Annotated in this window: 16 protein-coding genes and 1 pseudogene; 5 read left to right on the top strand and 12 right to left on the bottom strand. The window is 72.4% G+C overall.

Features of this window, described 5'->3' with window-relative positions:
* Positions 1 to 28: 28 nt before the first annotated feature.
* The 3 genes from ACTVAJ_RS28395 to ACTVAJ_RS28385 are packed head-to-tail and all read left to right on the top strand — an operon-like array spanning position 29 to position 2,179.
* Positions 29 to 763 carry an HAD family hydrolase gene (locus ACTVAJ_RS28395; protein ID WP_470391360.1) on the top strand — a complete coding sequence of 245 codons (735 nt, stop codon included), beginning with the start codon at positions 29 to 31 and terminating at the stop codon, positions 761 to 763.
* Between the two features lie 19 nt (positions 764 to 782).
* The gene (locus ACTVAJ_RS28390) at positions 783 to 1,115 is read left to right on the top strand and encodes a MerR family transcriptional regulator (RefSeq protein WP_470391359.1); all 333 of its coding nucleotides are present in this window, start codon (positions 783 to 785) and stop codon (positions 1,113 to 1,115) included.
* Between the two features lie 47 nt (positions 1,116 to 1,162).
* On the top strand, positions 1,163 to 2,179 hold the full coding sequence (locus ACTVAJ_RS28385; RefSeq protein WP_470391358.1) for an NADPH:quinone oxidoreductase family protein: 1,017 nt from the start codon (positions 1,163 to 1,165) through the stop codon (positions 2,177 to 2,179).
* Positions 2,180 to 2,201: 22 nt separating this feature from the next.
* Here the strand turns inward: ACTVAJ_RS28385 and ACTVAJ_RS28380 are convergent, their stop codons facing one another.
* The 7 genes from ACTVAJ_RS28380 to ACTVAJ_RS28350 all read right to left on the bottom strand — a co-directional run bounded on the left by ACTVAJ_RS28380 (position 2,202) and on the right by ACTVAJ_RS28350 (position 10,792).
* A complete protein-coding gene (locus ACTVAJ_RS28380; RefSeq protein ID WP_470391357.1) occupies positions 2,202 to 2,504 on the bottom strand; it encodes a DUF6221 family protein in 303 nt (100 codons plus the stop codon).
* Positions 2,505 to 2,585: 81 nt separating this feature from the next.
* Positions 2,586 to 3,413, bottom strand: coding sequence for a glutamate ABC transporter substrate-binding protein (locus ACTVAJ_RS28375; RefSeq protein ID WP_470391356.1), 828 nt, complete (start codon positions 3,411 to 3,413; stop codon positions 2,586 to 2,588).
* 22 nt (positions 3,414 to 3,435) lie between these two features.
* A complete protein-coding gene (locus ACTVAJ_RS28370; RefSeq protein ID WP_470391355.1) occupies positions 3,436 to 4,893 on the bottom strand; it encodes a hypothetical protein in 1,458 nt (485 codons plus the stop codon).
* Between the two features lie 6 nt (positions 4,894 to 4,899).
* Positions 4,900 to 5,595, bottom strand: a complete 696-nt coding sequence (locus ACTVAJ_RS28365) for an FHA domain-containing protein (RefSeq protein WP_470391354.1) — start codon at positions 5,593 to 5,595, stop codon at positions 4,900 to 4,902.
* 72 nt (positions 5,596 to 5,667) lie between these two features.
* Positions 5,668 to 7,134 (bottom strand): PP2C family protein-serine/threonine phosphatase, encoded by a 1,467-nt coding sequence (locus tag ACTVAJ_RS28360; protein WP_470391353.1) that lies wholly within the window; start codon positions 7,132 to 7,134, stop codon positions 5,668 to 5,670.
* Between the two features lie 17 nt (positions 7,135 to 7,151).
* Positions 7,152 to 9,557: a serine/threonine-protein kinase gene (locus ACTVAJ_RS28355; protein ID WP_470391352.1), complete on the bottom strand. Its 2,406-nt coding sequence runs from the start codon at positions 9,555 to 9,557 to the stop codon at positions 7,152 to 7,154.
* The gene (locus tag ACTVAJ_RS28350) at positions 9,554 to 10,792 is read right to left on the bottom strand and encodes a hypothetical protein (protein WP_470391383.1); all 1,239 of its coding nucleotides are present in this window, start codon (positions 10,790 to 10,792) and stop codon (positions 9,554 to 9,556) included. Before ACTVAJ_RS28350 ends, ACTVAJ_RS28355 begins: the two co-directional genes overlap by 4 nt.
* 223 nt (positions 10,793 to 11,015) lie before the next feature.
* Here ACTVAJ_RS28350 and ACTVAJ_RS28345 point away from each other — a divergent pair, with 223 nt between their 5' ends.
* Positions 11,016 to 11,330 carry a putative quinol monooxygenase gene (locus tag ACTVAJ_RS28345; RefSeq protein ID WP_470391351.1) on the top strand — a complete coding sequence of 105 codons (315 nt, stop codon included), beginning with the start codon at positions 11,016 to 11,018 and terminating at the stop codon, positions 11,328 to 11,330.
* 275 nt (positions 11,331 to 11,605) lie between these two features.
* On the opposite strand, the pseudogene ACTVAJ_RS28340 reads toward ACTVAJ_RS28345, so the two are convergent.
* The 4 genes and pseudogenes from ACTVAJ_RS28340 to ACTVAJ_RS28325 all read right to left on the bottom strand — a co-directional run.
* Positions 11,606 to 12,232, bottom strand: a pseudogene (locus tag ACTVAJ_RS28340) (HdeD family acid-resistance protein); the annotation flags it as partial.
* A 190-nt stretch (positions 12,233 to 12,422) separates the two neighbouring features.
* Positions 12,423 to 13,712, bottom strand: coding sequence for a citrate synthase (locus tag ACTVAJ_RS28335; protein WP_470391350.1), 1,290 nt, complete (start codon positions 13,710 to 13,712; stop codon positions 12,423 to 12,425).
* Positions 13,713 to 14,463: 751 nt separating this feature from the next.
* On the bottom strand, positions 14,464 to 16,086 hold the full coding sequence (locus ACTVAJ_RS28330) for a peptide chain release factor 3 (protein ID WP_470391349.1): 1,623 nt from the start codon (positions 16,084 to 16,086) through the stop codon (positions 14,464 to 14,466).
* A gap of 93 nt (positions 16,087 to 16,179) precedes the next feature.
* Entirely contained in the window at positions 16,180 to 16,950 is a 771-nt protein-coding gene (locus ACTVAJ_RS28325) for a TetR/AcrR family transcriptional regulator (protein WP_470391348.1), read from the bottom strand.
* A gap of 172 nt (positions 16,951 to 17,122) precedes the next feature.
* On the opposite strand from ACTVAJ_RS28325, the gene ACTVAJ_RS28320 reads away from it, so the two are divergent.
* Positions 17,123 to 18,277 (top strand): acyl-CoA dehydrogenase family protein, encoded by a 1,155-nt coding sequence (locus ACTVAJ_RS28320; protein ID WP_470391347.1) that lies wholly within the window; start codon positions 17,123 to 17,125, stop codon positions 18,275 to 18,277.
* Positions 18,278 to 18,440: 163 nt separating this feature from the next.
* Here the strand turns inward: ACTVAJ_RS28320 and ACTVAJ_RS28315 are convergent, their stop codons facing one another.
* A complete protein-coding gene (locus tag ACTVAJ_RS28315) occupies positions 18,441 to 19,244 on the bottom strand; it encodes an NAD-dependent epimerase/dehydratase family protein (RefSeq protein ID WP_470391346.1) in 804 nt (267 codons plus the stop codon).
* Between the last annotated feature and the right edge of the window lie 121 nt (positions 19,245 to 19,365).

Genomic DNA, 19,365 nt, shown 5'->3' with positions numbered 1-19,365 from the left:
GTCCCCTCCCCCGGTAGGAGCAGAGCAGATGCCATCTCGCCCCGTCGCCCTCGCCTTCGACGTCCTCGACACCCTGTTCCCGCTGGGCCCGCTGGAGTGGCGGTTCCGCGAGGCGGGGATCCCCCGCGTCCTCATGACGCGCTGGAGCGACCACGTGCTGCGTGACGCCTTCGCCCTGGCCCTCCTGGGCGGCCACCGCTCGTTCGAGGACGTGGCCCGGGGGTCGCTCAGGGACATCACGGGGCACCAGATCGCCCCGGCGGCGGAGGACGCCGTCATCGAGGGGATGTCGCGGCTCGAACCCCGGCGCGAGGCCGCGGCGGCCCTGACCGCGGCGCGCGAGGCGGGCCTGCGGGTGGTGACCCTCGCCAACGGCGACGAGCGCCCGACCCGGGAGCTGCTGGAGCGGGCGGGGCTGCTCGACCTGGTCGACGGGGTGTTCGGCGGCGCGTCGGCGGGCGCCTGGAAACCGGCCGCGGCGCCCTACCTCGCGACGGCGCGGGAGTTGGGGGTCGAGCCGGGCGGACTCGGCCTGGTCACCGCGCACGGGTGGGACGTGGGCGGCGCGGCGCGCGCCGGACTGGTGACCGGGTGGTCGGCCCACCTGGAGGGCCGCTTCCCGGCGGTGTTCCCGGAGCCGGACGTGTCCGGCCGGGACCTCGACCGGGTGGTGGAGGCTCTGCTGGACCTCCCGTCGGGGACGGTGATCCGCCGGAAGAGCGGGCGGCGCACGGACGTTGCCTCCGGATATGAGGATCGGTGAGGCATCCAGGGCCAGCGGCGTGAGCGTGAGGTCGTTGCGGTACTACGAGGACGAGGGACTCATCGTCCCCGGCCGCCACGGCAACGGGTACCGGGACTACTGCCGCTCCACCATCGACCGGGTCCTCGTCATCCGCTCGCTGCTGGAGTCCGGGCTGCCGGTGCGGCTGGTCAGGGAGGTGCTGCCCGGACTCGCCGACGAACCCGGCGCCGACGCGGGCGTGTCGTGCGCGGAGTTCCTGGACGAGGTGCGGCGGCACCGCGACCGGCTCGACGCCCGTATCACCGTCCTCAGCGACCAGCGGGCGGCCCTGGACGCCTATCTGCGCGAGGCCCACCGCTCCGGCCGATGACCGCCGCTTGACCCTGACGCAAGTGTGAGGGTCCTACCTTCCGGTGTATGGAGATCGACGAGCAGCGACACACGCATGAGCACACGGGGCGGGCACTGGTCCAGCGGTCGCACCGGGGTCCGGAGGACCTGGTCCTCACCACCGACCACCGCCGCCCCGCCCCGGGCCCCGGTGAGTACCTCGTCCGCGTCGGCGCCGCCGGGGTCAACTTCGCCGACGTCATGCAGGCCCGCGGCGCCTACGGGGACGGCCCGCGGGCGCCGTACGTGGCGGGTTTCGAGGCCGCCGGGGAGATCGTGGGCGTCGGACCAAACGTCCGGAGCCCGCTCCCACCCGGCACCCGCGTCGTCGGGACCGGTCCGGGGGCCTTCGCGGAGCACATGACGATGCCGGCGGCGGGTGTGCTCCCCGTCCCCTCCGGCTGGAGCGACGCCGAGGCGCTCGGCATGGTGCTGAACTGGGCGACCGCGCTGGCCGCGCTGACGACGGTGGGCGGGGCCGGGGCCGGTGACACGGTCCTCGTCCACGCCGCTGCCGGGGGCGTGGGGCAGGCCGCGGTCCGCCTCGCCCGCCACTACGGCGCCCGCGTGATCGCCACGGCCTCACCGGCCAAGCACGACACCGTCAGGGCGCTCGGCGCCGACGAGGTCCTGGACGGCGCGCGCCCCGATCTGGCCGCCGAGATCACCCGCCTGACCGGTGGCGTCGACCTGGTCCTGGAGTCCGTGGGACGGGCCACGTTCGAGGCCAGCCTGTCGGTCACCAAACCCTTCACCGGGCGGGTCGTGGTGTTCGGCGCCGCGTCCGGCGACGCCGCCCTGACCACGCACGACCTGGTGTTCAGGCACCGGGTCCAGGTCAGGGGCCTGCACATCGGCGCGCTGGCGGCCGAGGCCCCGTCACTGTACCGATCGCTGCTCACCGAGATCGAGGCGCTCATCGCCAACGGTGTGTACCCGCCCGGCACCCCGGAGGTGCGTCCCCTGGCCGAGGGACCCGCGGTGCTGCGGGAGCTGGCGGCGGGCCGGACCCGCGGCAAGCTCGCCCTCGACCCGTGGCGTTAGGGGCCGTCCCATCGCCCCGTCCTCACTCCTCCCAGGACCGGTCGTACTGGGGGTGGTTCCGGTACACGGTGGCCAGGTACTTCACCGCCCGGCGCCAGGCGAGCAGTTCCGACCACGGGTCGCCGCCGCCCCCGGCCGACGGGACGGGCCCGGGTTCGAGGGTGCGCATGCTGGCGGTGTGGGCCCTGGTGTACCCCTCCACGATCATGCGCTTGGCCGCCACCTCGGCCAGCGCCCGGTCCCGGCCGCGGGCTCCCGCGGGGACGGCCCTCGACGCGCGCTCGTCCTCGTCCAGACGCGCGTTGAGGAACTCGACGATGGTCAACGCAACGACTCCCCTCCGGTCACCGTACGGCCCTGCACCCGGCCCAGTATCCGCCATCGTCCTGTGACGATCCACTCACCCTCAGGGACAGCCCTCGAACTGCGGAACGCTCGTGACGAGGTCCAGGCCGGTCTCGCCGAACCACGTCTCCAGCAGCCGGGCGGCGGTTCCGTCCTGGTACATCTCGGTGATCGCCTTGTTGACCGCCTCGCACGCGCGCACGTCGCCGTGCGGCAGCCCGACGCCGTACTTCTCCTCGGTGAACGGGTTGTTGACCAGACGGAAGGTGTCCGGGGTCTGGGCGAGGAAACCCGCGAGGATCAGGTTGTCCGTGGACATCGCGTCCACCTCCCCCTCGCGCAGGGCGTCGGCGCACGCGCCGTAACTGGGGGCGTCCGTCTGCTCGACCCGGATTCCGAGCCCCTCGGTGATCCGCCGCGCCGAGTTCGACCCCATCCCCTGGCACAGACGGAGCCCCTCCAGGTCGCGCACGTCACCGATGTCGGTGTCCTCGGCCCGGACGAGCAGGTCCTGCTGGGCCACGTAGTACGGCCCGCCGAAGGTCACCTCGGCCTTGCGGGCCTGGGTGATGGAGTAGGTCGCCACGACCATGTCCACCTCACCGCTGATGAGCATGTCCTCGCGTTCGGCGGAGGTGACCCCCACCAGCTCCACACGGTCGGCGGGAAAGCCCAGGCGCTCGGCCAGGTAGTGGGCGACGTCCACGTCGAAACCGGTCAGCTCGCCGCCGGGGCCCCGCAGACCGGTGCCGGGCTGGTCGTACTTGACGCCCACGGTGATCGACTCCGCGTCGAGCACCGAGGCGTCCTCGCCCAGTGCCTCGGAGCACGCGGACAACCCCAGCACCAGGGCGGCCGCCACCGCGGCGGGGCGCTGTCGCAACCTCATCGGCCCGTTCCTCTCTCGGTCGTCAGCGGTACTCGGCCAGCCGGGGACGGACCCCGAGCGCGATCAGGACGAGCACGGCCAGGGTGAACACCGGAAGCCCCGCCCGCCACGGGGACAGCACCGAGTCACCGCGCGCGATGCCCTCGACGAAGACCTCCCGGTGCAGGTCGGTCAGTCCGTCCAGCGCGGCGACGTAGGCCGGGAAGGTGCCGTCGCGGGAGTCGGCGACCGCCATGCGGGTCTCGACGGCGGTGGCCAGGTCGCCGTCGCGGGCGGCGGCGCGCAGGTCGCGGTCGGCCGCGTGCAGCCGGTCGTAGGTCTCCAGCACCTCGGCGAGCGCGTCCTCCTGCCCGGGCAGCAGTGCCCCCTGCGCACGCTCGCCGAGGTACCCGAGGGTGCCCGGGTCATCGTCGTCGGGGTCCTGCGCCCCCGGGAGTTCGGGGTAGGCCTCGGCGACCTCGTCGACCGCCGCGTAGTACTGGTCCAGGTTCTCGGCGGGCCGGAACAGCACCTGCTGGGCGCGCTCCAGGTAGACCTGCTGGTAGTTGTCGGCCAGCTCGGGGTCGCCGAGGAAGCGGCTCTGGTCGGCCTGCATGTCGGTGGCGATCGCCCCGGCCCGCGCCAGCGCCATCGCCGCGTCCAGCCCCTCCTCCTTGGCGGCGCGCTGGTGTCCGTTGCTGAGTTCGAGCGTGACGACGACGCCGACGGTCAGGACGAGGACCCCCGCGGTCGCGGCCAGGAGGGGGATGTTGAGGCGGCGGCGGAAGCGCACGCGCAGGTAGAGCTGGAGCGCGACCAGCGCCGCGATCGCGGCCGCGCCGACCGCGCCGACCGTCAGCATCCCCTGCGCGACCGAGCGCTGCCCCTCCTCGTGGTTCTCCCGGACGATCGCGGAGGAGTCCAGTCCCAGGTTGAACGCCTTGGGCAGCAACTCCGTGTGCATCAGCTGGGTGGCCCGCCGGTACTCCTCCAGCGCCTCGTCGTCCACCCTCCCCGGCGGCGCCTGCGCCTCGTCGTTGAGCAGGCGGGCGCGGGAGGCGAGCCGCTCGTAGGAGCCCATCCCGTCCAGGAGCGCCTGGACGGTGCGCTCCTCCACACTGTCGCCCTCGGTGAGCGAGGCGGCGTGGAGCAGGGCCTCGTTGGCCTGGCGCCGGCTGGCCTCGAAGCGGTCCAGGGCGTCGGCCCGCCCGGACCCCAGCCCGTGGTCGGTCCCCATGAGCAGGACGTCGGCCATGCGCGCGTCCATGTCGGCCAGGGCCAGGTACAGGTCGGTGGTGGCCATGGCGCGCGGACCCGCGTCACGGCCGAGCACGTCGAGCCCGGACCGGGCCTGGCCGAGGGTGGTGTGCGCGGAGGCGAACAGCCCCGCCACGGCGACGACGCACACCACCGTCAACGTCCACACCCGGGCCGGGGTGGAGTTGGGCCGGAACCGGCGGCGCCCGGACCGGGGCGGGCTCCCCGTGGCGCGGTCGGTCACCGGGGCTCACCCCTTCTGCACGGTGATGGCAGTCCACGCGCCGACGTAGATCCGGTCACTGTCATTCAGGGGAACCTCCACGTTGCGGGGGATGGGGTTGAGGGCCCCGTTGATCGTCGTGCCGTTGACCGACCCCGGATCGAGGACCGCCCAGGTCCCACCCGACGCGGGGAGCAGGATGGCGTGGACGCGGGAGATGGCGGGGTCCCCGCCGGGGCCGCCGAGGTCGATCTCGGGGGTGAACCCCCGTCTGGCGCTGTGCCGACCGATGTGCACGCGCTCGCCCTGGAGCGTGACGCGGCGCTGCCGGTGGTGTGCGGGGAAGGGGAGCTGGGAGGGGTCGAGTCTGCCCTGGTCGGCCAGGTACTGGTAGTAGGCGGGGTCGGCGGTCACGATCGCGATCCACGGGACCCCGTGGTCGGGGTCCTCGTGTCCGGGACGGCCTCGGCGGCCCCCGGAACGCGAGGCGAAGTCGAACCCGCACTCCTCGCAGAAGCGGCCGGTGCGGGACGTGGAGCAGGCCGGGCACGGGCCGCCCCGGGGTTCGATCACGGACCCGGGGGACGGTGGCGCCGCGGCGAGGTGGGGCTCCGCGGGATGCGGCCGGTGGGGCGAGGTCGGCAGGGTCGGGTGCAGCCGCAGGCCGCAGACGTCGCAGACATCGGCCGTGACGGACCTGTGGCCGGAGGGACAGCTCGGCATGGTCCCTCCTACCCGGCGCCCGGGGCGTCGCAGGATGGGGCCTGGGCGCGGCGGGAGGGTCTGTCGGGGTGGTCAGACCTGTCCGGCACGGGGTCCCCCCTGTCCTGCGGACACCGGTACGACCACCACGGTGACGTTGTCCCTGCCTCCGGCCTCGAGGGCGAGGTCGACGTACCTGCGGGCGGCCTCCAGGGGAGCGGTTCCGGCACCGGGGACGGCGGCGGTGAGGTCGGCGGCCTCCGGGTAGTAGTTCCACAGGCCGTCGGTGCAGAGCACGACGGCACCGGGCCCGGTGGGGGTGATGGTACAGACGTGCGCGTCGACCTCACCGGAGTCGGCACCCATCCAGGCGACGAGGGCGTGCGCGTTGGCCGAGCGCATCGCCTCGTCCCGGGACAGCATGCCCATCTGCACCATGGCCTCGCTCCAGGAGTCGTCCCTGGTGAGGAGGGCGGACGCGCTGGCGGCGGGGCCGCCGGACAGCCAGTAGGCGCGGCTGTCGCCGACCCACCCGACGGTGACGGTGCCGGTGTCGGGGCGCACGACCGCGGAGACGAACGTGCAGGCGGGCGCGGAGCGGGGCGACTCGGCGATCGCGGCCACGGCGCGGGCGGCGCGGGTCATCGCCGCGCCGGTGGCCTCGCGGGGGTCGGCTCCCTGGCGCATGCGCTCGGTGAGGACGGCGACACCGGCCTCGGCGGTCACCCGGGAGGCCTCGTCGGGCCGGGGCGAGGTGGACACGCCGTCGCAGACCACGACGACGACCGCGCCGGGCGCGTGGGGGTCGTCGGCGGGCAGGACGCGGACCGCCATGGCGTCCTCGTTGCGTTTGTGCCGGAGCCCGCGGTCGCTGACGCCCGCGGCGCTCTGGGTGGAGATCTCCACGTGGTCGCGCCCGGTGGGCTGGAGCAGCCCGCACGTCGTGCAGTACCCGTCACGCACCCGGCCCGGGCACCACGTGCAGAGGGCGGGGTTGGTGGGGGTGACCGGGACGCTGCCGCTGGCGGGCGGCGGCCACTCCGGCGCGGCCGGGGCGGACCGCTCGGGTGGACCCGCGGGTCTGGGGGGTCCGGAGGTCCCGGCGGGGACCCGGGGATCGGCGGGGCCGGGGCGCTCCCTCCCCCGGACGGGAAGGACGGCGTCGCGCCGTAGGGGCTGGGTGGCCAGGGCGTCGGCGCGGTCGTCGAACTTCTGGCGCGTGGCGCCGGACAGGCTGACCTGGGGGGCGGTGGGCGCACCCTCCTCGGGGGTGAGGCCGGGGCGTCCGCCGTCGTCGGACCTCGGGCGGGTCGCGCCGGACAGGCTGACCTGGGGAGCGGTGGGCGCACCCTCCTCGGGCGTGAGACCGGGGCGTCCCCCGTCCTGGGGGCCGGGGATCGCTCCCGACATGCTCGCCTGGGGTGCGGTGGGCACCCTGTCGGGGTTCTCGGCGGGAGCGTCCCTGATGTCGCTCGGGAGGGTGCGGCCGCACCCCTCGCAGAAGCTGTCACCAGCGGTCACTCTGTCGGCGCAGGCAGGACAGGTCCGCACCTTGGACATCGACGTACCTTCGATTCTCACAGCAGCGTCACGGGGCGTAGGGAGTTGGCCTTGTCCACGAGTTCGTGGCGTTCACGCACCGAGGCGGCGCGATGAGCCAGAGTACGGTAGCGCCGCTCCAGATTGGCACGCACGCCGTCCTCCGAGAGCGGCGCGCCCAGGAGCACCCGGTCCACCGGGGCCCGGCCGCCCTCACCGAGCCAGGCCAGGACGTTCTCCAGGACCCGCGCGGCGAGCCGGTCGGTGGACTCCCCGTCCAGACCGAGCCGTTCCAGGCGTTGGCCCGCCTCCAGGAACTCCTTGGCTCCGTTGGAGCGGTGCCGGGCGGACAGGACGGCCACGAGCGCGGTCTGGGCGTGCACGTACCGGCTGGACAGCTCGGGCACGGTGTCCAGGACCGCGATCGCCGCCCCCCGGTCGCCCTGGGCGAGGCGGATCCGCGCCAGGCCGAAGGCGGCGCTGACGAACGAGTGGTCGGTGTTCCACACCGTCCGGTACTGGCGGGCGGCGGTCGCGTGGTCGCCGACCCGTTCACTGGCGACGGCCAGGCCGAGTTTGGGGGCGCTCTCCCCCGGCAGGTAGTCGTAGATCTGGTCGAAGTGCGCACCGGCCTCACCGAAGCGGCCGTCGCTCAGCGCGGCGACGGCGAGGTACCACCTGGTGCGCCAGTCGCCGGGAACCCTCTCACTGAAGCGGTTCAGGACGTCCATGGCCTCGCTGTGGCGGCCCGCCGTGATGAGCGCGCGGCACAGCATGAGCAGGGTCTCGGGTGAGGGGGCGGCCATGCCCTGGAGGATGGGGATCAGTTCCTCGTCGGTCAGGGAGGAGAAGCCCCGGAGGTGCTGGGCCGCCGGGTCGTCGTCGTGGATGGCGGGCCTGGGCAGGAGCGCGGCGGCCTCGACGGGCGGGGGCGGGGTGAGCAGCCGGTCGGCGTCGAACGCGCCGACCTCGGTTGCGCCGACCGTGTTCTCCCCGCCGAACAGGCTGGAGGGGGCCGGGTGCGGCACCCCGTCCTTGTCGGAGAGCACCTCGCGCAGGACACCGGTGAGCTGGACGGACATCTCGTCGGCGTCGCGGAAGCGGTGCTCCGGTTGGGCGTGTGTGCTGCGGCGCAGCAGCCGGTCGAAGGACTCGTGCCGCCTGAGCAGCGGCACCGTGTCGGCCGGCGGGAGCGTGTGCGCGTGCTCGTGTCTGGCGTCGAACCGGAAGCTGAGGACGGCCAGGCTCCGTCCCACGGAGTAGAGGTCGGAGCCGACCGAGGGACCGGGCGAGCGCAATTCCTCCTCCGGCACCCGGTAGCCGGGGGTGGTGTAGACGGAGCTGGAGGTGTCGTCACTGCGCCGGACGCCGCCCAGGTCGATGAGCTTGATCTGCTCCTCGCTCTGCATGACGTTGTCCGGCTTGAAGTCGCAGTAGAGGAGGCCCTTGCTGTGCAGGTAGCCGAGGGCGCGCAGGCTCTCCAGGCCGTAGGCGATGACCTGTTCGACGGGCAGGACCCCGTTGCCGTCACCCTGCTCGCCGCGTTCGGTCAGCAGCTGCCGCAGCGTCTTGCCGCCGACGTACTCCATGACGATGTGGCCGGAGGGGATGCCGGTGTCGGGATCGGGGTGCTGGGAGAAGTTGATGATCTTGACGGTGTTGGGGTGCTCGACCTCCGACAGGAACGCGCGCTCGGCGGCGGCCGCCTTGTGCGCCTCCGCGTCCCCGGAGTTGAGCAGCCCCTTGAGCACGACCCAGCGGTCGTTGACGTTGCGGTCCCTGGCCAGGTAGATCCAGCCGAGTCCGCCGTGCGCGATACAGCCGAGCACCTCGTACTGCCCGCCGACCAGGTCTCCGGGGGCGAGCTTGGGCGTGAAGGAGAAGGGGGTTCCGCAACAGCGGCAGTACCCCTCGGTCCGACCGGGACGACCGTCGCGGGAACGACCGACGCGCTCGTTGCAGACCCCGCAGAAACGGTTCTTCTCGGCGACGACGGGCTCGGTCATGACCGCCTCGGCGGGGTCCCGGTAGGGGACGATGGGCACCTGGACCATGCCCATGCCGAGCATGCCGCGCGTGGAGCGGCGGCCGGTCAGGACCGACTGCGCGCCCGCGCCGCGCACTCTCCCGGTACCCGTGGTGCCGCCGGACGGCGCAGGTGCCGCGGCGTCGGATCCCGGCGTCGGACGCGGCACCGGAACGTCGGGGACCGCGCCCGGTGGTGGCGGACCGGCGGTCGGCGCCCCCTGGGGAGGAGGTACGCGGGGATACGGCGGGGGACCGGGGGACCGCGTCCCCGGGGTCGGCCGGGTCGCGTGCGGGGGGTTCAGGAGGACCTGTTCGGTCCTGGCGTGGAGTGCGTCGACCGGCTCCTCGCCGCAGGTGCGGCAGGAGCCGTCCTCGACCCGGCCGTCGCAGCCGGGCTCCGTGCACGTGATCGTCATGTGCTCACACCGCCCTCACTTCCACCGTCCGGTTCTTCGAGCTCGGAGGGGGTTCCGATATCGGGGAGGTCGATCCCGGACACCTCCTCGAACGCGTCGCGGTAGGAGGCCAGCGCGACGGTGGCGGCGCGCAGGTCGCAGGGGACCGACCACAGTTCCCAGTGCGCGGCGCCGTGCAGCGCGGCGAGCCGTGGGACACCGGCCAGACCGAGCCGGACGGCGAGGGCGCGGAAGGAGTCCAGGCGGCCGCGCAGCTCGGCCCGGCACTCCAACAGGCGGGTGAGCCCGACCTCGCGGTCGCGGGCGGTGTCGGCGGCGAGGTGGACGGCTCCCTGGAGTTCGCCCAGACGGGCGCCGAGGTCGCGCCAGCGTCCGTCGGCGCGGAGGAGGTCCAGCTCGGCCACGGCCGAGCGCAGGCCGGGGACCGGGTCGGGGATGTCGCGGACCTCGGGTGAGGAGACCTTGCTGACGACACGGGTGCGCAGGCGGCGGGCCCGCTCGACGACCCTCTCGACGTCGTCGACGGCGGAACGGAGGCGTTCGACCGTCTCCTGGTAGGAGTCGCGCATGCGGAGGGCGTCGCGGAGCTGGCCCCGGGTGCGTTCCAACCGCCCGCGCAGGAGCTCCATCTCCGCGGTGACCACACGCCCGTCGACGACGAGCGACAGTGGATCGCGGCGGATCACCTCACCGATCCGGAAGAGGTCGGCGCGCAGGTCCTCGTTCTCGTCCTCGCCGAGGCCGACCATGTCGGCGTACGTGCAGATCTCGTGCCACATGGACTCCAGCTCGCCGAGCCGGGGATGGAGCGCGTCCCAGGCGGTCTCGACCGCCGAGATGGCCTCGGTGACCTCCTCGTAGTCGGCCGTCACCCGGGCGATGGCCTCCGCGAGGGTGATCCGTTCCCCGGCTGCGCCCGGGCCCGCCTCGGCGGGTGGCAGCACCACCGAGGGGCCGCCGAGGAGGCGGGTGAGTTCGTCCAGGGCGTCGGGGTCGCCCGAGGCGCGCAGGTCGGTGGCGCGTTCGACCACGTCCCGCACGAGGGGGTGCACCGCCCACAGGCTGCGGACGCGCACGTCCGCCCGCTCCCAGCGCTGCCTGGTGCGCCCGACCAGGTCCGCCTCCCTGAGCAGGCGGTGGCCGACGTGGCCGTCCAGGTCGGTGCGCTGGAGGGTGATCCGGTCGGCCTCACCGCGCACGCGGTTGAGCGCGTGGTCGATGCCCTCCCAGCTCATCGGAGGCATCCGTGCCCCTGGCGCGCTCCCCACCTTCCCTATCACTCCCCGTGTCACGCGCCCACGTCCGATACACGTGAACGGCCCAGTGCTCCCGGTGTCCAGATACGAGTCTGGCGGCCGCCCTCCCGAACCACAAGGGCGTCCCGGTGTTCGGCCGCGACCGGCCACGGGGGTCTACCCTCGGGCCACCAACCCCAGTGCCGGAAACTTCGGAGGAACCATGGCCGACCGTGCGGTGACGCTCGTCATCTCGATCCGTGTGTCGCCGGGGTGCCGGGAGGACTTCCTCGCCGGGATCTCGCGCAACGCCGCCGCCGCGCTGCGGGACGAGCCCGGGTGCCTGCGGTTCGAGGTCTCCCGGGACGCGGCGGACCCGGACGTGTTCTGGGTCTATGAGGTGTTCGCCGACGAGGAGGCGCTCCGAGCGCACCGCCGGGCGCCGCACTTCCTCGCCTGGCAGGAGGAGAAGGCCGCGTTGGTCGTTCCCGGCAGCCAGGTCGACCGTCTCGGCACCCGCGTCGTCGGCGGCCCCTGAACCGCGCCGCAGGCGTCCGTTGAGGGCGGTGGCGGGCGACGGGCGGGCAGAACCCCTGCCCTCGCCAGCGCCCGAACACGGGCCGAAGCGCAGCGGAGGCCCCAGGCAGACGTTCGGGCGCCGACAGGGTTGTGCACAACGAGGCGAGCCGCGAGCGAGGAACGAGCGACAGGCGAAGCCGAGAAGGAAGAACCCTGCCCTCGGCAGCGCCCGAACACGGGCCGAAGCGCAGCGGAGGCCCCAGGCAGACACCGTCAGGTGGCGACGGGCCCCGGTGGCTCCTCGCCCCCGTCCGGCTCCGTCCCCCCGGGTTCCCCCCGCACATGGTTTCCGGGCGGGGCGAAGGCCTCGGCGACCCCGCGCAGCCGGAAGCCGGCCACCGCGAGCACCGCGCCGAAGATGATCGCGTAGACCCCCACGACGAGCACGATGGCCTGTGCGCCCTCCAGGGGCCAGAACCACAGCAGCAGGCCGAACACGACCGACAGCGCGCCGACGAAGATGAGCAGCCACTCCGAGCTGATGTGCGCCCGCAGGCGGACCGCGGTGACGATCTCGGCCACACCCGTCACGATCGCCCAGGCACCGATGACGAACACCAGCGCCAGAACCGCGACGAGGGGCCAGATCAGCGCGATGAGGCCCATGATGACGCTGATGACCGCCTGAACGACCGTCGACGCCCTGGTGCCCGGTGTCGCCCGGAAGGCGGCCACCCCCAGCGCGCCACCGTCGATGAGCGCGAACACACCGAAGACGACGGCCAGGGCGACCAAGGTGAGCCCCGGCCAGAACAGGGCGAGCAGCCCGAAGAGCACGGCTGCGGCGCCGCGCAGGACCACCACCCACCAGTTCCGGCTCATCTCTCCGAGCATGTCGCCGGCCAACGCGTACGGGACCATTTCAGCCTCCCGAGCCCCTCGCGGTCACCCGTGATCACGGGGCCTTACGGATGCAACTTCCCCGGGGGCCGCTCCCCCACGACAGACGGCGGGCAAAATGCCAGGCAAGGGACGGCAGGAACGCGTGCCGGGTCCGGACACGCCGACGCCCGCCCCCGGTGGACGGGAGCGGGCGGTGCGTGTCGCGGGATCAGTCCTGGCCGGGGTAGCGGCGCTCGGCGGAACCGATGTAGTGCTGACGCGGGCGCGCGATCCGGAAGGCCGGGTCGTGCAGCTGCTCGCGGTAGTGGGCGATCCACCCGGGCAGGCGGCCCAGGGCGAACAGCACGGTGAACATGTTGTTCGGGAAGCCCATGGTGCGGTAGATGACGCCGGTGTAGAAGTCGACGTTCGGGTAGAGCTTCCGCTCGGTGAAGTAGGAGTCCGCGAGCGCGGCGGCCTCCAGCTTGAGGGCGAGCTTGAACAGTTCGTCCGGGTTGTCGTCGTGGTCGAGGATCTGGCTGGCCAGAACCTTGATCTCCTTGCTCCGCGGGTCGAAGTTCTTGTACACGCGGTGGCCGAAGCCCATCAGGCGGACCTCGCGGGCCTTCACGCGCTCCAGGAAGTCCTCGATGCTGGTGCCCGAGTCGCGGATCCCCTCCAGCATCTCCAGGACGGCCTGGTTGGCACCGCCGTGGGAGGGGCCGGACAGGGCGTTGATGCCCGAGGCGACGCTGGCGAAGATGTCGGCCTGGGAGGAGCCGACCACGCGCACGGTGGCGGTGGAGCAGTTCAGCTCGTGGTCCGCGTGCAGGACCAGCAGCATCCCGACGGCCTTGTTGAACAGGTCGCCGAGGTTGCCGGTGGGGGCGTTGTCGCCGAAGGTCATCCGGATGAAGTTCTCGACGTAGTCGAGCGAGTCGTCCGGGGCGATCGGCTTCTCACCGATGGAGTTGCGGTAGATGCGGGCCGCGATCGTCGGCAGCTTGGCCAACAGCCGGATCGTGGCGAGTTCCACCTGGTTCTCGTCGGAGGGGTCGACGCTGTCGTCGTAGTACGCCGCAAGGGTGTTGACGGCGCTGGCCAGCAGCGACATCGGGTGGCCGTTGCGGGGCATCGCGTCGATCAGCGTGCCCATGTCGGCCGGGATGTCGGCGTTCTCGCGCAGCTTGTCGGAGAACTCCTTGAGCTGGCCGGCCTCCGGCAGCTCGCCGTAGATCACCAGGTAGGCGACCTCGAGGAAGGTCGCGCCGACGGCGAGGTCCTCGATCGGGTACCCGCGGTAGCGCAGGATGCCCGCGGCCCCGTCGATGTAGGTGATCTTCGAGCTACACGAAGCGGTGTTGCCGAACCCCGGATCCAGGGTGGTCATACCGGTCGAGCCCAGCAGGGTCTTCAGCTCGATGGTGCGCTCACCCTCGGTACCGGTGAACACCGGCAGCTTCAGCACGCCGCCCTCGTAGTGGAGCTCCACCGTGCGCTCTTTCTCGTCTTCGCTCATGCCCGAGGTCAACCTTTCCAGGCGGGGGATACGTGAGGTGCTCAGACGCGGGGCGGTCAGCCGCCGCGTTCTTGATTCACTCGTTATTGTTCCGTTTTGTTAAACGACGGTTAAGCAAAATCATATAAGTTTCACCGATTCACGAACAGGTGACATGCAACACATACCCACACGGGGGCAGAATTACCGCACGGTGAAGATTTACAAACTTTGCCGACCGTCGATTACTCCGTGATCGCCCTGAGGCGTCGTGGACGACACCGGGGGTCTCCCGATGGCGCCCGGCCTCCTGTACCGGTCCCCTGAGCACTCCGCCACCCGCCCGACCGGTACTCCCCGGACACCCTTCACAGATGTGGACAGGTGCCGCGAAGCCCGGTGCGACGGGGTGTCCGTACGCGCCCTAGTGGCCTTCCCACAGGGTACCTTCGCGCTGATCACGCGGGTCGGGGAGGGGCACCGACAGTTCGGTGATCTTGGCCTCTGCGAAGCCCCCCGCGACCCCTGTGGTCACTCTGGCCACACACCGGCGCGCCGAACGTGTTCGAGGGTGGTACGGAGAGCACGTGAGTTCACAGCCGCACCGGAGGGCACGTGAGAACTTCGGTAAACAGCACGTGACACGGCCATCGGGCCGATGGTCCCGATTCGCGCGGACGCCGACGTGTCGGCACTCCAATGCGGGGGATGTCATTGCCCCGAAAACGTAGAAGTGAAACCCTGGACTGACGGCTTTTTCGTCACAGTCGGGTTACTCCTCCTCGACGCCTCCGGCCAGCAGCGGCTCCATGCACAGTCCGGGGTGGTCACGCTCGATCACGCGCAGCCGCCACTTGTTGTGCACCAGCACCAGCAGTTCACCGTCACCCCGCCGACGCAGCACCTCCGCCCCGGACAGGGCGTGCAGCTCGGGCGCGGACTCGGCGTCCGTGCGCCGCGCCACCGAGTAGTCGAGCGGCGAGGTCTCGATCGGTGAGCGGAACTCCTGCTCCATGCGGTGCTTGACCACGTCGAACTGGAGCGGTCCCACCGCCGCCAGCACCGGAGCCTGCTCCCCGCGTACGTCCGAGGTGAGCACCTGGACCACACCCTCGGCGTCCAGTTGCGCGATCCCGCGCTGGAACTGCTTGTACTTGCCCGCGTCCTGCGCCCGCGCCACCACGAAGTGCTCGGGGGCGAAGCTCGGGATCGCGGGGAAGGTGACCTTGGTGCCGTCGTAGAGGGTGTCGCCCACGGCCAGCGCCTGGGCGTTGACCAGCGCGATCACGTCACCCGGGTAGGCGGTGTCGATCGTGGACCGGTCCGCCCCGAACACCGCCTGGGTGTACTTGGTGGCGAACGGGCGCCCGGTCGCGGCGTGGGTGAGCACCATCCCGCGCTCGAACCGCCCCGAGGAGACCCGGACGAACGCCATCCGGTCCCGGTGGTTCTTGTCCATGTTGGCCTGCATCTTGAACACCTGGCCGGAGAAGGGGGAGTCCACCGGGCGCGGCACGTCCCCGGCGTCGGCCTTGGGCCCCGGGGCGGGCGCCAGGCCCACGACCGCCTCCAGCAGCTGGCCGACCCCGAAGTTGGGCAGCGCGGCGCCGAACAGCACCGGGGAGGACTCCCCGGCCAGGAAGGACGCCTCGTCGTAGTCGGCGCCCAGGGCCTCCAGGAGCTCGATCTCCTCGCGGGCCTGCTCCCACTCGGTGCCCTCGACCCGGGCCGCCTCGTCCGCCTCCAGCGTCTCCTCGATCGCCTTCTGCGCGCCGCCGGGGGTGCGGGTCATCTTCGTGTAGGTACCGCTGGCGCGGTCGATCAGGCCGCGGAAGTCACCGGCGATGCCCACCGGCCAGTTCAACGGGGTCGGCCGCAGCCCGATCCGCTGCTCGATCTCGTCCAGCAGCTCCAGCGGCTCGCGGCCGGGACGGTCCCACTTGTTGACGAACGTGATGACCGGCATCCTCCGGGCCCGGCACACGTCGAACAGCTTGAGTGTCTGCGGCTCCAGGCCCTTGGCCGAGTCCAGCAGCATGATCGCGCAGTCCACCGCGGACAGCACCCGGTAGGTGTCCTCGGAGAAGTCGGCGTGGCCGGGGGTGTCCAGCAGGTTCAGCACCTGACCGGAGTAGTCGATGCGCAGAGCGGCCGAGGTGATGGAGATCCCCCGGTCCTGCTCCATCTGCATCCAGTCCGAGGTGACCCCCCTGCGGTCGCCCTTGCCGTGCACGGCACCGGCCGAGGAGATCGCCGCCGCGTGCAGCGCCAACGCCTCGGTCAGCGTCGACTTACCGGCGTCGGGGTGCGAGATCACCGCGAACGTCCGCCGACGCCCGGCCTCCCGCGCGACCTCGGCCTCCTGCCGTGTCGTTCCCGCCTGATCCACGCTCATTCCCGCTGCCCGTCCCGCGTCGCTGCTACTTCCCGGCCCCGTCCAGAGTACGCCTGGTGGCGGAGTCCCCGGAGCGCCCTGTGGACACCCCGGTCACGACGTGGCGCGCGGCTCCCCCACCGCCGCCGTGATCCGGCGCAGCAGCTCGTCGCGGCCGGTGTCGCTGGGGTAGACCGCGACCAGCACGCTCTCGCCCGCGGGCGGCGCCGCGGCCGCCCGCCCACCGCCCGGGTCCTCCCCCCGCCCTCCGGCCTCCAACACGGTCTCCGCCGTCCGGCGCACCAGGTCCGTCGCGGTGTCGAACCGCTCCCACACCCGCCCGGAGTCCTGGTCGGGGGCGCGCAGCCACGACCTCAGGACGTGGTTGTGCGCGGCGATCAGTGCGGCGGCCACCACACCGGCCTCCAGGGAGTGCCCCTCCCCGCGACCGGCGGCGAGGTACCGGGTGAACGCCGCCTGGTAGCGGGCGGTCATGGCCACCTCGCGGTCGCGCAGCCTCGGGTGGGCGCGCACGAGCCGGTACCGGGGGACGGTGATCTCCGGGTCGCGCAGGTACCCCTGGAGGACCAGCCGCGCGGCCGCGCACACCGAGCTCAGCGGATCGTCCGGGGACGCCTCCAGGTAGCGGACCACGGTCGAGAAGAGTTCGTCGTGCTCGGCGAAGAGGATGTCCTCCTTCGAGCCGAACCGGCGGAACAGGCTGCGGCGGCTGACCCCCGTGGCCGCGGCGATGCCCTCCATGGTGGTGGCCTCGAAACCGTCGTCGCTGAAGAGCCGGACCGCCGCGAGCACCACGTCGCGCGTGTCGGCGCGCACCGCGCCGGCCCGTCCCTCGGCGCGCTCCCGCGCACCCGTCCCGGCCATGGGCCCACCCCCTCCGCCTCGGCGTCGTGGTCCGTCCGTCTGGGACGACACCCCGAAGGTATCCGACCGCGTCTGTGTACTTCGTCCTGTTCACCCCCTACCCTGGCACTGGATGCCATACACAGGCACGCAGTGCCAAAGGCCGGGACACGCCGCCGGAGAGGGAACGGACATGAGCGACTTCGACCTGTTCAAGACCAGCGAGGAGCACGAGGAGCTGCGCGAGGCCGTGCGCGCCGTCGCCGAGGACAAGATCGCCCCGCACGCGGCGGAGGTCGACGAGACCAGCTCCTTCCCCCAGGCCGCGCACGACGCGCTGGTCGCCACGGACTTCCACGCCGCGCACATCGAGGAGAAGTACGACGGCGTGGGCGCCGACGCCCTCGCGACCTGCATCATCATCGAGGAGGTCGCCCGCGCGTGCGCCTCCTCCTCGCTGATCCCCGCCGTCAACAAGCTCGGCACCATGCCGCTCATCCTCGGCGCGTCCGAGGAGGTCAAGCAGCGCTACCTGCCCAAGGTCGCCAGCGGTGCGGCGATGTTCTCCTACGGCCTGTCCGAGCGCGAGGCCGGTTCCGACACCGCCAGCATGCGCACCCAGGCCGTGGCCGACGGCGACGACTGGATCCTCAACGGCCAGAAGTCGTGGATCACCAACGCCGGGGTCAGCAGGTACTACACGGTCCTGGCCGTGACCGACCCCGGGGGCGCCCGCGGCCGCAACATCTCGGCGTTCGTGCTGCACGCCGACGACGAGGGCTTCACCCTGGGCGAGCCCGAGCGCAAGCTCGGCATCAAGGGCTCCCCCACCCGCGAGCTGTTCTTCGACAACGTGCGCGTTCCCGGCGACCGCATGGTCGGCGCCCCCGGCGAGGGCCTCAAGATCGCCCTGCGCACCCTCGACCACACCCGGGTCACCATCGGCGCGCAGGCCGTCGGCATCGCCCAGGGCGCCCTGGACCACGCCGTGGCCTACGTCAAGGAGCGCAAGCAGTTCGGCAAGGCCGTCGCCGACTTCCAGGGCGTGCAGTTCATGCTGGCCGACATGGCGATGAAGCTGGAGACCGCCCGGCAGATGGTCTACGTCGCCGCGGCCAAGTCCGAGCGCGGCGACGACGACCTGCCCTTCTACGGCGCCGCCGCCAAGTGCTACGCCTCCGACGCGGCCATGGAGATCACCACCGACGCCGTGCAGCTGCTGGGCGGCGCCGGATACGTGAAGGACTTCCCGCTGGAGCGCATGATGCGCGACGCCAAGATCACCCAGATCTACGAGGGCACCAACCAGATCCAGCGCCTGGTGATGGCCCGCCAGCTCCTGAAGTAGGCCGCGGGAACGACACGGGCCCCGGTCGTCCCGCCCCGCCCAGGGGAGAGGGGACGGCCGGGGCCTGTCCCGTGTACCCGTCGCTCCACTCCGTCCGTGTTCCGTCAGAGGTGCCCAGCAGGGGCCGCTCTGCCGCCCGGTCCACGGTGAGGCGCGGCCTCGCTCAGACCGTGGACTCGCGCACGAACCGCGCGAAGGGGATCGGGTCCCGGCCCAGCGCCGCGCGCACGTCCTCGGTGACCTCGGCGGCCCCGCCCGCGACGGCGGCGGCGAACCGCTCGTTGAGCGTGTCCACGTACCGCTCGCCCCAGCCCCGGTCCGTGGCCCGGAAGTAGAACCGCGACTCGTCCACCGACTTGAACCGCCACACCGGGCTGTCGGTCCCCTTCGTCATGCGCACCACCTCGCGGAACGTGAGCGCCTGGGGCCCGGTCAGCGTGTACTCCCTGCCGTGGTGGTCCTCCAGCAGGGCCGCGACCGCCGCGTTGGCCACGTCCCGCGCGTCCACGAAACTGACCGCGGTCCGCTTCTTGACCGGCAGTTCGAGCCGGCCGTTCCGGGACCGCGCCATGCGCGCGAAGGCCCCCTCGGTGAGGTCCTGGTCGAGCCAGTTGGAACGCAGTACCGTCCACCGGGGGAAGCGCTCCTTCGCCCTGCGCTCGACCACGCCCTGGTCGGAGGCGACCCCCGCGCCCATGCAGGACAGGACGACGGCGTTGCCCGCCCCCGCCTCCGCGGCCCGGTCCAGGAACCCCGCCACCCGGCTGCCCAGCCCACTGCCCGTGGGGGTCACCACGAAGACGCTCTCCACACCCCTGAGGACGTCGTCCCAGTTGGAGGTGTCCGTCCAGTCCAGGCGGGTCTCGGAGGTCCGCGACACCCCCGTCGCCGCCACTCCGCGCCGGCGCAGCTCGGTCAGGACGCGCCGCCCCACCATCCCGGTGGCTCCGGTGACGAGTGTGCTCATCGGATCGACCCCCCACGATCGGTTCGCTCCGGGGGGCGTCTCCCGCCGGTCTCCGCGCCCCGTTCGGGCCCCACGGTACCGACCGGCGAGCACCGCGCGTAACGTTCCAGTTCCGGGGGTG

It is taken from the genome of Nocardiopsis sp. KDC1DS13DA1 (assembly GCF_055632325.1).
This window is presented reverse-complemented; position numbering and strand designations above follow the sequence as displayed.

What these genes read in the sequence shown, in the direction of transcription:
- ACTVAJ_RS28315 (WP_470391346.1), bottom strand. Translation starts at nt 19,244, where the DNA reads ATGAGCACACTCGTCACCGGAGCCACCGGGATGGTGGGGCGGCGCGTC.
- ACTVAJ_RS28330 (WP_470391349.1), bottom strand. Translation starts at nt 16,086, where the DNA reads ATGAGCGTGGATCAGGCGGGAACGACACGGCAGGAGGCCGAGGTCGCG.
- ACTVAJ_RS28325 (WP_470391348.1), bottom strand. Translation starts at nt 16,950, where the DNA reads ATGGCCGGGACGGGTGCGCGGGAGCGCGCCGAGGGACGGGCCGGCGCG.
- ACTVAJ_RS28395 (WP_470391360.1), top strand. Translation starts at nt 29, where the DNA reads ATGCCATCTCGCCCCGTCGCCCTCGCCTTCGACGTCCTCGACACCCTG.
- ACTVAJ_RS28365 (WP_470391354.1), bottom strand. Translation starts at nt 5,595, where the DNA reads ATGCCGAGCTGTCCCTCCGGCCACAGGTCCGTCACGGCCGATGTCTGC.
- ACTVAJ_RS28320 (WP_470391347.1), top strand. Translation starts at nt 17,123, where the DNA reads ATGAGCGACTTCGACCTGTTCAAGACCAGCGAGGAGCACGAGGAGCTG.
- ACTVAJ_RS28375 (WP_470391356.1), bottom strand. Translation starts at nt 3,413, where the DNA reads ATGAGGTTGCGACAGCGCCCCGCCGCGGTGGCGGCCGCCCTGGTGCTG.
- ACTVAJ_RS28345 (WP_470391351.1), top strand. Translation starts at nt 11,016, where the DNA reads ATGGCCGACCGTGCGGTGACGCTCGTCATCTCGATCCGTGTGTCGCCG.
- ACTVAJ_RS28355 (WP_470391352.1), bottom strand. Translation starts at nt 9,557, where the DNA reads ATGACGATCACGTGCACGGAGCCCGGCTGCGACGGCCGGGTCGAGGAC.
- ACTVAJ_RS28385 (WP_470391358.1), top strand. Translation starts at nt 1,163, where the DNA reads ATGGAGATCGACGAGCAGCGACACACGCATGAGCACACGGGGCGGGCA.
- ACTVAJ_RS28350 (WP_470391383.1), bottom strand. Translation starts at nt 10,792, where the DNA reads ATGAGCTGGGAGGGCATCGACCACGCGCTCAACCGCGTGCGCGGTGAG.
- ACTVAJ_RS28360 (WP_470391353.1), bottom strand. Translation starts at nt 7,134, where the DNA reads ATGTCCAAGGTGCGGACCTGTCCTGCCTGCGCCGACAGAGTGACCGCT.
- ACTVAJ_RS28335 (WP_470391350.1), bottom strand. Translation starts at nt 13,712, where the DNA reads ATGAGCGAAGACGAGAAAGAGCGCACGGTGGAGCTCCACTACGAGGGC.